Genomic DNA, 14,451 nt, shown 5'->3' with positions numbered 1-14,451 from the left:
CTCGGTAGTGACAATGGTCTCTAAACAAATGTAAGTGGATTGTATATACTTACATATAGAGGGAAGGAGGAGGTAGCTTGATTCTAGTTCGAAATGAAAACTTCGAAATTTCTGAGGAAAATGGCAAGGTATTTATGCTTACTTTTAGCGCAGGTTTCCCATTAAAAGAATTTGATAGCATCCTACGTAGTCATCCACGACTGAAATTATCTAATTTTTCAATTTTAAAAAATGTGTTATCAACTCAGAATACAAATCCTGTTGAAATTGGACGCTGGCTTCCGAACATTGAAGCAGAAGTGGCACGTGATAAGATGTCAGCCTCTGTTTTTATATATGAAACGCATGATTATATTCAAAATAATAAAGAAAAATTAACACAACAAATCCGAGAAACACTCAATGAAAATGGAATTATACACGGCATATTAGATTTTGATATATTGAAGGCTGAACCAGGAAAAGCATTCTTAATTGCTCAAGGCGAGCAACCTATAGCAGGAATAGATGCACAAATTACATATTTACCTAAACCCGAAAGAAAGCCGGTCATTCGTGAAGACGGTAAAGCGGATTACTATGATATGAATTTTATTTCGGAAATTTCAGAAGGCTCTTGGCTAGGTGAAAAGATCCCTGCTACATTAGGTAAACCGGGGAAAAATGTGCTAGGTCAAGAAGTTGCTGCTGTACCTGGTCGAGATTATCCTATCAAATATGATACAAAATCGGCCTATGAAGTGGAAGAAGACGGAAAAATCGTCATTCGCTCGAAAATTGCTGGCGTTTTAGATGATGTCAAAGGCATGATTGGTGTAAACAGGCATCTTCCTATAAATGGTGATGTTGGGGTAGAAACAGGAAACCTTGAATTTAATGGTTCACTTAGTATTAAAGGTACAGTAACAAATGGCTATACAGTTATTGCGACTGGCGATATTTCCATTGAAGGGGCTGAGGGTGTAAGCGGTGCTAAGCTTATTAAATCCATTGAGGGTGATGTATATATTCGTGGTGGCATCTTTGGGCTTGGTTCAACAGTGGTAGAAGCAGGTGGCAATATATTTGTTAAACATGTGAATGAAGCAAATTTATTTGCTGCTAATAGTATTCATATTGGTTTTTATGCACTAGGATCCCAGCTTTCTGCTCATTCGATATATGTGGATGAACGAAAAGGGAAAATTATTGGGGGACGTGCAGTAGCTAAAAATACGATTGTGACGGCCATTTCAGGAAACCGATTAGAGCGTCGAACAGATTTAATAATAGAAAGTATTAATAAGCAAGAAAATAATACCATGATGCAGGAAAAAGCAGCACAGCTAAAACAATTGCAAACAGAGATTTCCGCACACGAGAATAGCCTGAAAAATTTATTACCTTTTCTCAATCAAATGTCCAAAGAACAATCAGCGTCATTTGAGGTAACAAAACAAGCCTTAACTAAATTAAAGGCTGAAGCGATTACATTAGATCGTGAAATAAAACTATTAATGGATGAAATGCGTCATGTAGGGAAAGAAGAGATTACTGTGACAAAAGAGGCCCACCCTGGAACTTATATTCAAATTGGTAGAAAATCATCTTTATTAAGCAAAATGACGAATGGTAAATTCCTACTAGAATTTGGTGAGTTAAATGTCTAAGGCAGCTTTTATCCCTGTTTTTGCACATCGAGGTGCTTCTGCTTATGCATTAGAGAATACCTTTCAAGCTTTTGAAAAGGCATTAGAGCTAGGTGCTGATGGGATTGAACTAGATATTCAATTCTCAAAAGATGGATTACCTGTAGTGTATCATGATCCACAATTATCGAGGTTAGTAGGCACCAATAAATTGGTGAGCGATTGTACGATGGAGGAGCTTCTGCGCTTTAAACTTGGCAAGCCTTGGAGACGTCTATTTTCGTCCTATAAAATGCCAGCGTTTGAGGCAGTTTTAGCATGGGCAAATATACAGCAGATGCCGTTGAATATTGAATTAAAATCAACGATCTTGGACAATACGAGTGGGCTAATTCATTTTCTTGGAGGCTTGGCTCTGCCAAAAGGTAGTCATTTTTCATCCTTTCACTATGAGCTTTTAGAGATCGTAAAAAAGCATAGACCTGAATTTGAAACGGCCCTTATTGCAACGAAAAAAATAAAATGGGATCTTCTAGCTGATTATAAAGCGGCTGATAGTGTGCATATGCATAAAAGGTACTACAAACCAAGATATTTGGAGGCCTGTGTTACAAGTGAAAAAGCATGTCGTTTTTATGCTATTGATGGCACAGAACCATTTTTAACCAATCCGCACCCTTCTGTTATTGGTTGGATTACGGATTATCCTGATAAAATCATCACATCTCAGCAACGGGTATAAAAAGAGCTATCCAGTAAGTCTTGCATGACTTATTTGGATAGCTTTTTTTATTTTTTTTGGAAGCGTGGTGCTACTTTTCCGTTTTTTCGATCGCGATGCAGTAAAAATCCAGCGAAAAACCCAAAGCCTATGACGAAGAAAATAACACCAACTACAAATTGCAGCCATAAAAATGGGAATGGTGAAATGAGCTTACCAAATAATGTATCACGCATAAATTTAATGCCACCTGCAGCCATAAGACCTGGAATAAGCATTACAATAAATGCAGCTAAACGGGCCATGTATACCCCTCCTTATTCCTATGATTAATTTTACCTGTGGATGGGGGAATGTCAAGGAAGGGTATAAACCAATATAATATTTTTAGCTAAAAACATGGCAGGACAGAAAGTAGCAATTGTAACTGAATCTTTAGAAAATTCTTACTTAAATAAGAATATGTAATAATAGTTGCGAAATTGTGAATTTGTCAGTATTGTAAAAATAAGTGGAGCAATATTATCCATTACTAAACAATTTCTTCTGTAAGTATTAGGGTCTAAACACCTACTACCAAATAGGAGCTCAGAATTTGCTGAGTGAGGACGCTATGAAGATTAGATTGTTAGATAAAACTTGATTGGATGGGCATTTGGGGATGCACTTTCCAAAGCAAAGGGGCGAGTTTCATGGAAATCTTCAAGTATATGGAAAAGTATGATTACGAACAATTGGTATTTTGCCAAGATGAAGCATCAGGGTTAAAAGCGGTTATCGCTATCCATGATACAACACTTGGACCAGCACTAGGTGGAGCACGTATGTGGACGTATGCGTCGGAAGAAAATGCAATTGAAGATGCATTACGTTTAGCACGAGGAATGACTTACAAAAATGCTGCAGCTGGTTTAAACCTTGGCGGTGGAAAAACGGTCATTATTGGTGACCCATTTAAAGATAAAAATGAAGAGATGTTCCGTGCGTTAGGTCGTTTCATCCAAGGATTAAATGGCCGCTATATTACAGCTGAAGATGTAGGTACAACAGTATTGGATATGGATTTAATCCATGAAGAAACAAATTATGTAACAGGAATTTCTCCTGCATTCGGTTCTTCAGGTAACCCATCTCCAGTAACAGCTTATGGTGTTTACCGTGGTATGAAGGCAGCAGCAAAAGAAGCATTCGGTTCAGACTCACTAGAAGGATTAAAAGTTTCTGTACAGGGTCTAGGAAATGTAGCCTACAAGCTTTGCGAGTATTTACATAATGAAGGGGCAAAACTTGTTGTAACAGATATCAATCAGGCAGCTATTGATCGAGTTGTTAATGATTTCGACGCGATTGCAGTGGCACCAGATGAAATCTATGCGCAAGAAGTAGATATCTTCTCACCTTGTGCATTAGGGGCAATTTTAAATGATGAAACAATTCCGCAATTAAAAGCGAAAGTGATCGCTGGATCTGCAAATAACCAATTAAAAGATTCACGTCATGGTGACTACCTACATGAATTAGGTATTGTCTATGCACCAGATTATGTAATCAATGCTGGTGGCGTTATTAATGTTGCGGATGAATTATATGGCTATAATCGTGAACGTGCAATGAAACGCGTTGATGGCATTTATGATAGTATTGAAAAAATCTTTGCTATTTCAAAACGAGATGGCATTCCAACATATGTGGCAGCGAACCGCTTAGCGGAGGAACGTATCGCTCGCGTAGCAAAATCTCGCAGCCAATTTTTAAAAAATGAAAAAAATATTTTACACGGTCGCTAATTTACACAGTTGATACAAGAAGAGAAGTCGCATTGTCGACTTCTTCTATTTTCAACAAGAAATTGAGGTTTTAATGAAGTAAAGCTAAAGTTTTTCTAATGCAAGCACTGACTGTTAAAAAAATCACTTGGTTATTGTTTAATAGAATCCTTTAGCACTTTTCTCAATAGGGGGAATAAACATGGCTCAAAATTATGATGTTGTCATTTTAGGTGGAGGTACAGGTGGATATGTTGCAGCCATCCGAGCTGCTCAGCTAGGCTTAAAAACAGCCATTGTAGAGCGTGAGCGTTTAGGGGGTACATGCTTGCATAAAGGTTGTATTCCAAGTAAAGCCTTACTCCGAAGTGCCGAAGTATATCGTATGGCTAATAAAACAGCTAGCGAATATGGTGTCGATATTGAAGGTGTGACATTACAATTTGACAAAGTACAAGCTAGGAAGCAAGCAATCGTTGAGCAATTAAGTCAGGGTGTGAATACACTGATGAAAAAAGGCAAAATAGATGTTTATCATGGTACAGGGCGAATCTTGGGTCCATCTATTTTCTCACCAATGCCAGGTACAATATCTGTAGAAATGTCCAATGGCGATGAAAATGAAATGCTTGTGCCTACGAATGTTGTCATTGCAACGGGCTCAAAGCCTCGTGGTATGGCAGGGTTAACAATAGATGGGCAATATGTGCTGAATTCAGACCACGCATTACAGTTAGAAAGTTTACCAAAGTCACTGCTAATCGTTGGTGGTGGTGTTATTGGAATTGAGTGGGCATCTATGCTATGCGATTTTGGTGTATATGTAACAGTGATAGAATATGGTCCATCCATTTTACCAGCAGAAGATGCGGACATCGTTAAAGAAGTGACGAAACAGCTTGAGAAACGAGGCGTTCGTATTGTTACGAATGCTCGCGTAGATACAAATACATTCAAAATTGAAAATGATAACGTTTTCATTTCTGCGAAAGTGAATGAAAAAGAAGAAGTTTTTGAGGCTGATAAACTATTACTTTGTGTAGGACGCGAGGCGAATACGCAAGGTATTGGTCTAGAAAATACCGAAATTGAAGTGGAAAATGGCTTTATTAAAGTGAATGGTTCCTATCAAACGAAAGAGTCTCATATGTATGCCATAGGAGATGTGATTGGTGGCTTACAATTAGCGCATGTTGCTTCTCATGAGGGGCTTTCAGCTATTGAGCATATAGCAACAGGGAAAACCGAGACATTGGATGCACTAAAAGTACCGAAATGTGTCTATTCCTATCCAGAGGTTGCTAGCATTGGATTAACAGAAAGTGCTGCTAAAGAACAAGGATTTTCATTAAAGATTGGTAAATTCCCGTTTAAGGCCATTGGTAAAGCATTAGTAAATGGAGAGACAGAAGGCTTTGTCAAAATTATTGCTGATGAAGAAACAGATGATATTTTGGGTATTCATATGGTAGGGCCTCATGTAACAGATTTAATTGGTGAAGCATCCTTAGCAAAAGTGTTAGATGCAACACCATGGGAAATTAGTCAGGCCATTCATCCACATCCATCCTTAAATGAGGTGTTAGTGGAATCTGCTCTAGCAGTGGATGATCGCGCTATCCATTTTTAATTTTCTGAATTTCATAACTAACATATCCAAATGTGGGGATATAGGATAAGATAGTTATTTCTCTATAATACGAAAGGGGTGTTCGTATGCAAGATGTTCAAATCAAACATGAAGATTTAGGTTTGTCAAATGAAGATGTGCTTGCTATGTTCGAAACAATGTTAATGGCCAGAAGACTAGATGAGCGTATGTGGTTGTTAAACCGTTCTGGTAAAATTCCGTTTGTAATTTCCTGTCAAGGTCAGGAGGCGGCACAGGTTGGAGCAGCCTTTGCACTGGATAAAAGTAAGGATTATATTGCACCTTATTATCGTGATATGGGTGTTGTTTTACATTTTGGTATGACACCAAGAGAACTGATGCTATCTGCGTTTGCTAAAGCAGAAGATCCAAACTCTGGGGGTCGTCAAATGCCAGGCCACTTTGGTCAAAAGAAAAATCGTATTTTAACAGGTTCATCACCTGTTACGACTCAAGTTCCACACGCAGTGGGCGTTGCACTTGCAGGACGTCTACAAAAAGAAGATTTTGTTTCTTTCGTTACGCTTGGTGAAGGTTCATCCAACCAAGGAGACTTCCATGAAGGAGCGAACTTTGCAGGTGTGCATAAGCTACCAGTCATTATTATGGTAGAAAACAATCAATATGCGATTTCTGTGCCAGTAGAGCGTCAACTTGGCTGTGCAAAAGTATCTGATCGTGGGATTGGCTACGGAATGCCAGGTGTGACCGTGGATGGGAAAAATCCGTTACAAGTATATAAAGTGGTAAAAGAGGCTGCAGATCGTGCACGTAATGGGGAAGGTCCAAGCTTAATCGAAACGGTAACATATCGTTTAACAGCCCATTCTTCAGATGATGATGACCGTCAATACCGTACGGCTGAAGATATTGCAGAAGGCAAAGCAAAGGATCCAATTGTATTATTTGAAAAGTATTTAATGGATGCTGGCGTGATGACTGACGCGATACGTACTGAAATCGAAGAGCGTGTTATGGCAGAAGTAAATGAAGCAACTGATTATGCTGAAGCGGCTCCATATGCACAACCAGAGCATGCACTTAAATATGTTTATGCACCAGTGGACGGAGGTGACATGTAATGGCAGTAATGTCTTATATTGATGCGATTACATTGGCAATGAAAGAAGAGATGGAACGTGACGAACGAGTTTTCATTTTAGGTGAGGATGTTGGTCGTAAAGGCGGTGTATTCAAAGCCACTACGGGACTATACGATCAATTTGGTGAATACCGCGTGCTTGATACACCTCTTGCAGAAAGTGCGATAGCCGGTGTAGGTATCGGTGCTGCGATGTACGGTATGCGTCCGATTGCTGAAATGCAATTTGCTGATTTTATTATGCCAGCTGTCAATCAAATCGTCTCAGAGGCAGCCAAAATACGTTACCGTTCTAATAATGACTGGACTTGTCCAATGGTCATCCGCGCACCTTTTGGCGGAGGTATTCATGGGGCACTTTATCATTCACAATCCGTTGAAGCACTTTTTGCTGGTACACCTGGTTTGAAAATTGTCATTCCATCAACACCGTATGATGCAAAAGGTTTACTGAAAGCTGCTATTCGTGATGAAGATCCGGTATTATTTTTCGAACATAAACGTGCCTATCGTTTAATTAAAGGGGAAGTACCACTAGATGATTACACATTGCCAATTGGTAAAGCAGATGTAAAACGTGAAGGAGATGACGTGACAGTCATTACCTATGGTTTAGCAGTCCACTTTGCTTTACAAGCGGCAGAACGCTTAGCTGCGGATGGTATTTCTGCTCATATCCTTGATTTGCGTACAGTTTACCCTCTGGATAAAGAAGCGATTATTGAGGCTGCAAGTAAGACAGGTAAAGTATTGCTTGTCACAGAGGATAATAAAGAAGGTAGTATCATGAGTGAGGTTGCTGCAATTATTGCGGAACATTGTTTATTTGAGCTTGATGCACCAATTCAACGTCTAGCGGGACCTGATGTGCCAGCCATGCCATATGCACCAACGATGGAGAAATATTTTATGATTAATCCTGATAAAGTGGAACGTGCTATGCGAGATCTTGCTGCGTTCTAATAGATCACAACAAGGCTGAATGAAAATATAAAAGCCTCAGACGGAACAACAGATTTTGACTTTACCATATGAAAGTCAAAATCTGTCTATATGCCTATCTACGTTTAATGTTTTTAGCGCTACATCAGGTACAATGACGCCTAGGCTTATTTGATGGGAGGAATAAAGGATGTCGGTTCAAAATATTACAATGCCACAGCTCGGCGAAAGTGTAACAGAAGGTACAATTGAAAAATGGCTTGTAAAGCCTGGAGATACAGTTAAAAAATATGATCCATTAGCAGAGGTTGTTACAGATAAAGTAAATGCTGAAATCCCGTCATCATTTGAAGGGGTTATCACGGAGCTTCTGGCGCAAGAAGGTCAGACATTACCAGTTGGAGCAGTCGTTTGCTCGATTGAAATAGCGGGAGAAGGTGAATTACCAGCACCGCCACCTGAAAAAAAATCAGCGGTAAGTACGGCTATTTTAAATGCAGGTGTTCAAAAGAAACAGGAGGCACCACAGCAGGTAGCGGCTCCAGTATCTGCACCAAAAGAGGCACGTACGGGTAAAGTACGTTATTCACCAGCAGTTCTTCGACTTGCGCAGGAGCATGATATAGCTTTAGACCTTGTAACAGGTACTGGCGAGGGTGGTCGTATTACACGAAAAGACCTGTTAAAGCTAATTGAAACAGGTAATATCCCAACGGCAAATGATGTAGCACAAGCAGCTTCAACCGTTCAAACGACATCGGCACCCGCAGCAGCTTCAGTACCACAGCAACAAGTGGAAAAAGCAGCTGCACCTGTACAACCTATTCATCCAGGAGATATCGAAATTCCAGTGACGAAGATTCGTCGTGCCATTGCGAATAATATGGTGAAAAGTGTACATGAAGCGCCGCATGCTTGGATGATGATGGAAGTGGATGTAACAGATTTAGTGACTTATCGTGATAGCTTAAAGAATGAATTTAAGCAAAAAGAAGGCTTTAATCTTACATATTTCGCCTTCTTTGTAAAAGCGGTTGCTCAAGCTTTAAAAGAATTCCCAATGCTGAATTCGATGTGGGCGGAAGATAAAATCATTCAAAAACATGACATCAATATTTCGATTGCAGTAGCAACGGATGATGCCTTATTTGTACCTGTTATAAAACACGCGGATGAAAAATCCATTAAAGGAATTGCGAAAGAAATCAATGAACTGGCTATCAAAGTTCGCGCAGGAAAACTAGCAATGGATGACATTACTGGTGGTACATTTACAGTGAATAATACAGGTGCATTTGGCTCTGTTCAATCGATGGGCATCATCAATTACCCACAAGCAGCGATTCTGCAAGTGGAAAATATTGTAAAAAAACCTGTTGTTTTACCAGGTGGAATGTTTGCTGCACGTGATATTGTGAATTTATGTTTATCATTAGATCATCGTGTGCTTGATGGACTTGTCTGTGGTAAATTCCTAAATAGAGTAAAAGAAATACTCGAAAATACAAATAAATCTTCAACGTCAGTCTACTGATGACTCGTCGGAAACCTGCTGTATAAGGGTTTCCGATTTTTTTTATACTTTTCGAGTCGCAATTTGTCATGTAGAATAACAAATAGAAACTACTAAGGGGGGAAGCTGATTAAGCGTCCGCATGTCAAACAACATGAAAAATATTGAATTTGAAATACCAGCCTATTCAGACTGGCAAGATGCAGCAATCAAAGCTTTAAAAGGGAAACCATTTGAGTCACTATTCACAAAAACAAATGAAGGTGTTACACTACAGCCGCTTTACACGCAAGAAAGTTTAGTAGCTAAGCTTGGAGAAGAACTTGATTTACAAGTTGCCACAATCCGTTCCCTACAAAATGATCAAGTATTTCAGGTGGCACAACAAATTCACGCTGATTCAAGCGAAGCTTTTTTTGAACAGCTTGAGGATAGCCTAGCTCGAGGCAATGAAGTTATTACGATTGATAGCCGAGTGAGCTTTGCTTGGACAGAAGAAGTATTGGTCAAATTAGCATCATATTTCTCAGAATATTCGTTTAAAATTACTATTGAAAATTCAAAAGACCCGTTATTAGCAGTATTCGACAACATTCCAGTAGATCAACAAGAAGCCATTAAAGGTTACATTATTTCAAAAGACCCTATCACTTTGACTGCATTTCCGAACGTGCGCTCAGTCAGTGCAGACACAACGATTTATCATAATGAAGGTGCTAACGCTGTACAAGAATTAGCCTATGCACTTGCATTAGCAGCCAAATTTGCAGAACAAGAAGAAAGCTTTGAAGCGTTCTCGAAGAAATTCTTTGTATCTTTTGCCATTGATACACAATTCTTTACGGAGATTGCAAAACTACGTGCTTTTAAAGTACTTTGGAAAGCGTTCTCATCGGCTTATGGCGTAACAGATCATGTAAAAATCCCTACTGTTGCTGAAACATCATTAAGAAGCTTTTCTAAATTAGATGTGTATGTAAATTTATTACGCTCTTCAAATGAAGCACTTTCTGGTTTAATCGGTGGTGCTGATCTCTTTACGGTTCATCCACATGACGTGTTAACGAAGCCTACGGATCAATCCATTCGTATCGCTCGTAATGTGTCATTAATTTTAAAAGAAGAAACCAATGTCTTAAAAGTAAAAGATCCAGCAGGGGGCTCTTACTTTATCGAGTCGTTAACAGCAGATTTTGTGAAAGAAGCATGGGCATTATTTTTAGACATTCAGGCAGCTGGCGGTATCGATGAATATACAGCTTCTGGCAAGCTTGCAGAAGAAGTGGAAGAATCCTATCAAAAGCGAATCAAAGCTGCCCAAACACGTAAGCAATCATTAATTGGAACGAATATTTATGCTAATCCAGCTGATATCCTTGAACAGGATACAAATCCATTATTTGCTGATATTAAGCGTATTGCTGCTCCATTTGAGGATTTACGTGCAGACATGACAGCAGCAAATGTGAAAATAGGTATTTTAGCATTAGGATCATTAAAAAGCTCTAAACCACGCGCAGATTTTGTAGCGGGCTTCTTAAACACAGTTGGTCTTGTACCAGAAAAAAGTGAGCCAGTGACAACTGTAGAAGAGGCAGTGGCTTGGCTGAAGGCAACAGAGGCTAAGTATGTAGTGATTGCAGGCAGTGATGATGATACAAAAGCATTGGTATCGTCCATTTTAGCTGAGAAACCAGCGAATGTGCTTGTAGATGTAGCAGGCAAATTTAAAGACGAAGAAGAAGCATGGTTAGCCAATGGCTTAAACGGCTTTATTTTCGCAGGACAAAACATCATTGAAAAATTACAGTCCGTGTTTGCGAGCATGAAGGAGGTCCAACGATGAGCAAGCCAAATTTTAATGCAGTAGAAATAGAAAAGGTTTTAACAGCTGAAGCACCTCAAGCGTCTGAAGACAAGTTCATGACAAATGAGGGAATTGAAATTAAAGATATTTACACAAAAGAAGATATTAAAGAGGCTAAACATCTAAATGATGTGGCGGGGATTGCACCCAACACACGTGGGCCATACCCTACTATGTATGTAGCACGTCCATGGACGGTTCGGCAATACGCTGGTTTCTCAACTGCTGAAGAATCCAATGCCTTTTACAAACGAAATTTGGCTATGGGACAAAAGGGTCTTTCTGTAGCGTTTGATTTAGCAACACATCGAGGCTATGACTCTGATCATCCACGTGTAACAGGGGATGTAGGAAAAGCTGGGGTTGCGATTGACTCAGTAGAGGATATGAAAATCCTTTTCGATCAAATCCCGTTAGACCAAATGTCTGTTTCAATGACAATGAATGGTGCGGTATTACCTGTCCTTGCGTTCTATATTGTAGCAGCAGAAGAACAAGGGGTAACGCCAGATCAATTAGCAGGTACCATTCAAAATGATATTTTAAAAGAATACATGGTGCGTAATACATACATTTACCCACCAGCTATGTCAATGAAAATCATCGCAGATATTTTTGAATATACAGCGAAGTATATGCCGAAATTTAACTCTATTTCAATTTCGGGTTACCATATTCAAGAAGCAGGCGCAACAAATGACATTGAGCTTGCCTATACATTAGCTGATGGCTTGGAGTATGTACGAACAGGATTAAAAGCAGGTATTGATATTGATGCATTTGCACCTCGCCTATCGTTCTTCTGGGCAATTGGTATGAACTATTACATGGAAGTTGCTAAAATGCGTGCAGCACGTCGTATTTGGGCACAAATGATGTCTACGTTTAACCCAAAAAATCCAAAGACATTAGCATTACGTACGCATTCCCAAACATCTGGATGGTCATTAACTGAGCAAGATCCATTTAACAATGTTGCACGTACATTAATCGAAGCAAATGCCTCCTCGATGGGACATACGCAATCCCTTCATACGAATGCACTGGATGAAGCGATTGCACTTCCAACTGATTTCTCTGCACGTATCGCGCGTAATACACAGTTATTTTTACAAGAGGAAACAGCGATGACAAAAGTCATTGATCCATGGGGTGGTTCGTACTACGTGGAGAAATTAACAGAAGAAATTACGAAATCTGCTTGGGCGTTAATCGAAGAGATTGAAGCGCTTGGTGGTATGGCTAAAGCGATTGAAACGGGACTTCCAAAAATGAAGGTTGAGGAAGCAGCAGCAAAACGTCAAGCGAAAATTGATTCTAAAACAGAAACGATTGTTGGCGTGAATAAGTATCGCTTAGCAAAAGAAGAGCCAATTGATATTTTAGATATCGATAATACAATTGTTCGTCAAAAACAAATTGAACGTTTAGAAGCGATGAAGGCAGCTCGTGATGAAGCGGAAGTTCAAAAACATTTAGCTCGCTTAACAAAAGCTGCTCAAGATGGAGAAGAAAACCTGCTAGCGGTGGCAGTGGATGCAGCGCGCGCTCGTGCTTCTTTAGGTGAAATATCTGATGCAATTGAAGCAGTTTCTGGTCGCCATAAAGCAGTCATTCGTTCGATCTCTGGTGTTTACTCTGCAAACTTCTCTGATGAGGAGCAAATTGCGGAAGTGAAACAAATGACAGAAGAATTCCTTGAAAATGAAGGACGTCGTCCACGTATTTTAGTTGCTAAAATGGGACAAGATGGACATGACCGTGGTGCAAAGGTTGTCGCAACTGGTTATGCAGATTTAGGCTTTGACGTAGATATTTCTCCATTATTTATGACGCCTGCTGAGGCTGCTCAAATGGCTGTTGAAAATGATGTTCATGTTATTGGTGTATCTTCACTAGCAGCAGGACATAAAACTTTGGTGCCTGAATTGATAGCTGAGCTTGAAAAACTAGGTCGTGAAGATATTATCATTATTGTGGGTGGTGTTATACCAGCACAAGATTATGATTTCCTTTATAATGCCGGTGCAGTAGCCATTTTCGGACCAGGTACAGTGATTCCTGTATCCGCACAAAAAATTATTGAAGAAATCTACAAACGTTTAGGCTATGAGGAAGTGTCTGAATAATGGACAAAAATAAAGGAATGGAAGACAGTGCGCTATTTGTTATGGACGGAGTAGAGGCGACTCACGACGGGATGCAATATGGTACACCCAAAAAGTTCCGAAAGAAAAAGGCAGACATTCTAAATGTAGGAGAGCTTGCGCAACAAGTACGTGCGGGCTCTCGCACACATTTATCAAAAGCCATTACCCTCATTGAAAGTTCAAACGCTACCCATAAAGTACAGGCACAAGAACTATTGCAGGAGCTTCTTCCACATACAGGCAATAGTATCCGAATTGGCATAACAGGTGTGCCTGGGGCAGGAAAAAGCTCATTCATAGAGGCTTTCGGCACTATGCTTTGTGATATGGGGAAACGAGTTGCTGTTCTTGCCATTGATCCAAGTTCTTCTCTATCGGGAGGAAGTATACTTGGCGATAAAACGCGTATGGAAGAGCTCGTGAAGAAGCCTAGTGCATTTGTGCGTCCATCGCCATCGGCAGGTACCCTAGGGGGTGTTCACAAAAAAACACGGGAAACCATGTTAGTTTGTGAGGCAGCAGGCTATGATGTGATTTTAATTGAAACAGTTGGTGTTGGACAAAGTGAAACCTATGTCCGTGGCATGGTTGACTTCTTCCTGCTTCTTGTTTTAACAGGAGCGGGGGATGAATTGCAGGGCATGAAAAAAGGCATCATGGAATTAGCAGATGCAATTGTCGTGCATAAGGCGGATGGTGATAATGTTCGTCTAGCTAAAAAAACGGTTGCAGAGTACAAACAAATTTTGCACTTTTTACAGCCAGCTACACCTGGTTGGATGTCAACTGCCATGCCTGTTAGTTCACTAGAAAAACGAGGACTTGATAAGGTTTGGGAAACAATTGGGGAATTCAAGCAAATCGTAGAAGCAAATCACTATTGGGCTACCCGACGCCAACAACAAACAAAAGAGTGGTTCCAATCGATGATTACCGATCATTTAATTGATCTATTTTATGGAAACCCGCAACGTAAAGCACAAGTACAACAGCTTGAACGTCAAATTTTAAGTGGACAGTTGACAGTTACACAAGGTGTGGATCGTTTATTTAGCGAGGAGCGGGAAGACAAGTAAACGAGTCTTATTGAAATCGTAGTAATTTCAACTGA

Annotated in this window: 11 protein-coding genes; 10 read left to right on the top strand and 1 reads right to left on the bottom strand. The window is 39.9% G+C overall.

Annotated features, from left to right (window positions below):
* Positions 1-77: 77 nt before the first annotated feature.
* Positions 78-1,649, top strand: a complete 1,572-nt coding sequence (locus JIN86_RS02335; RefSeq protein ID WP_004231182.1) for a flagellar assembly protein A — start codon at positions 78-80, stop codon at positions 1,647-1,649.
* Positions 1,642-2,370, top strand: coding sequence for a glycerophosphodiester phosphodiesterase (locus JIN86_RS02330; RefSeq protein ID WP_202341192.1), 729 nt, complete (start codon positions 1,642-1,644; stop codon positions 2,368-2,370). Before JIN86_RS02335 ends, JIN86_RS02330 begins: the two co-directional genes overlap by 8 nt.
* 47 nt (positions 2,371-2,417) lie before the next feature.
* Here JIN86_RS02330 and JIN86_RS02325 read toward each other — a convergent pair whose 3' ends face one another.
* Complete coding sequence (locus JIN86_RS02325) at positions 2,418-2,654, bottom strand: DUF2627 domain-containing protein (RefSeq protein ID WP_004231186.1); 237 nt, start codon at positions 2,652-2,654, stop codon at positions 2,418-2,420.
* 387 nt (positions 2,655-3,041) lie between these two features.
* Between JIN86_RS02325 and JIN86_RS02320 the strand changes: the two genes are divergently transcribed.
* From JIN86_RS02320 to meaB, 8 genes are all read left to right on the top strand, one after another.
* Entirely contained in the window at positions 3,042-4,136 is a 1,095-nt protein-coding gene (locus JIN86_RS02320) for a Leu/Phe/Val dehydrogenase (RefSeq protein WP_004231189.1), read from the top strand.
* Between the two features lie 181 nt (positions 4,137-4,317).
* A complete protein-coding gene (lpdA, locus tag JIN86_RS02315) occupies positions 4,318-5,745 on the top strand; it encodes a dihydrolipoyl dehydrogenase (protein ID WP_202341191.1) in 1,428 nt (475 codons plus the stop codon).
* Positions 5,746-5,831: 86 nt separating this feature from the next.
* Positions 5,832-6,848 (top strand): thiamine pyrophosphate-dependent dehydrogenase E1 component subunit alpha, encoded by a 1,017-nt coding sequence (locus JIN86_RS02310; RefSeq protein ID WP_004231196.1) that lies wholly within the window; start codon positions 5,832-5,834, stop codon positions 6,846-6,848.
* On the top strand, positions 6,848-7,831 hold the full coding sequence (locus tag JIN86_RS02305; protein WP_009370211.1) for an alpha-ketoacid dehydrogenase subunit beta: 984 nt from the start codon (positions 6,848-6,850) through the stop codon (positions 7,829-7,831). Before JIN86_RS02310 ends, JIN86_RS02305 begins: the two co-directional genes overlap by 1 nt.
* A gap of 169 nt (positions 7,832-8,000) precedes the next feature.
* Positions 8,001-9,344 carry a dihydrolipoamide acetyltransferase family protein gene (locus JIN86_RS02300; protein WP_202341190.1) on the top strand — a complete coding sequence of 448 codons (1,344 nt, stop codon included), beginning with the start codon at positions 8,001-8,003 and terminating at the stop codon, positions 9,342-9,344.
* A gap of 121 nt (positions 9,345-9,465) precedes the next feature.
* Positions 9,466-11,169, top strand: coding sequence for a methylmalonyl-CoA mutase family protein (locus JIN86_RS02295; protein ID WP_202341189.1), 1,704 nt, complete (start codon positions 9,466-9,468; stop codon positions 11,167-11,169).
* On the top strand, positions 11,166-13,319 hold the full coding sequence (gene scpA / locus JIN86_RS02290) for a methylmalonyl-CoA mutase (RefSeq protein WP_004231201.1): 2,154 nt from the start codon (positions 11,166-11,168) through the stop codon (positions 13,317-13,319). Before JIN86_RS02295 ends, scpA begins: the two co-directional genes overlap by 4 nt.
* On the top strand, positions 13,319-14,416 hold the full coding sequence (gene meaB / locus JIN86_RS02285; protein WP_004231202.1) for a methylmalonyl Co-A mutase-associated GTPase MeaB: 1,098 nt from the start codon (positions 13,319-13,321) through the stop codon (positions 14,414-14,416). The genes scpA and meaB overlap by 1 nt, the downstream gene beginning before the upstream one ends.
* Positions 14,417-14,451: the final 35 nt, after the last annotated feature.

It is taken from the genome of Lysinibacillus sp. HST-98 (genome assembly GCF_016757845.1).
Lineage (GTDB): Bacteria > Bacillota > Bacilli > Bacillales_A > Planococcaceae > Lysinibacillus > Lysinibacillus capsici.
Note: the sequence above shows the minus strand (reverse complement) of the source record. Positions and strands in the feature narration are given on the sequence as shown.

Excerpts from the sequence above, each read along its gene's own strand:
- JIN86_RS02330 (WP_202341192.1), top strand. The coding sequence starts at position 1,642 with ATGTCTAAGGCAGCTTTTATCCCTGTTTTTGCACATCGAGGTGCTTCT.
- JIN86_RS02325 (WP_004231186.1), bottom strand. The coding sequence starts at position 2,654 with ATGGCCCGTTTAGCTGCATTTATTGTAATGCTTATTCCAGGTCTTATG.
- JIN86_RS02320 (WP_004231189.1), top strand. The coding sequence starts at position 3,042 with ATGGAAATCTTCAAGTATATGGAAAAGTATGATTACGAACAATTGGTA.
- lpdA (WP_202341191.1), top strand. The coding sequence starts at position 4,318 with ATGGCTCAAAATTATGATGTTGTCATTTTAGGTGGAGGTACAGGTGGA.
- JIN86_RS02310 (WP_004231196.1), top strand. The coding sequence starts at position 5,832 with ATGCAAGATGTTCAAATCAAACATGAAGATTTAGGTTTGTCAAATGAA.
- JIN86_RS02305 (WP_009370211.1), top strand. The coding sequence starts at position 6,848 with ATGGCAGTAATGTCTTATATTGATGCGATTACATTGGCAATGAAAGAA.
- JIN86_RS02300 (WP_202341190.1), top strand. The coding sequence starts at position 8,001 with ATGTCGGTTCAAAATATTACAATGCCACAGCTCGGCGAAAGTGTAACA.
- JIN86_RS02295 (WP_202341189.1), top strand. The coding sequence starts at position 9,466 with ATGTCAAACAACATGAAAAATATTGAATTTGAAATACCAGCCTATTCA.
- scpA (WP_004231201.1), top strand. The coding sequence starts at position 11,166 with ATGAGCAAGCCAAATTTTAATGCAGTAGAAATAGAAAAGGTTTTAACA.
- meaB (WP_004231202.1), top strand. The coding sequence starts at position 13,319 with ATGGACAAAAATAAAGGAATGGAAGACAGTGCGCTATTTGTTATGGAC.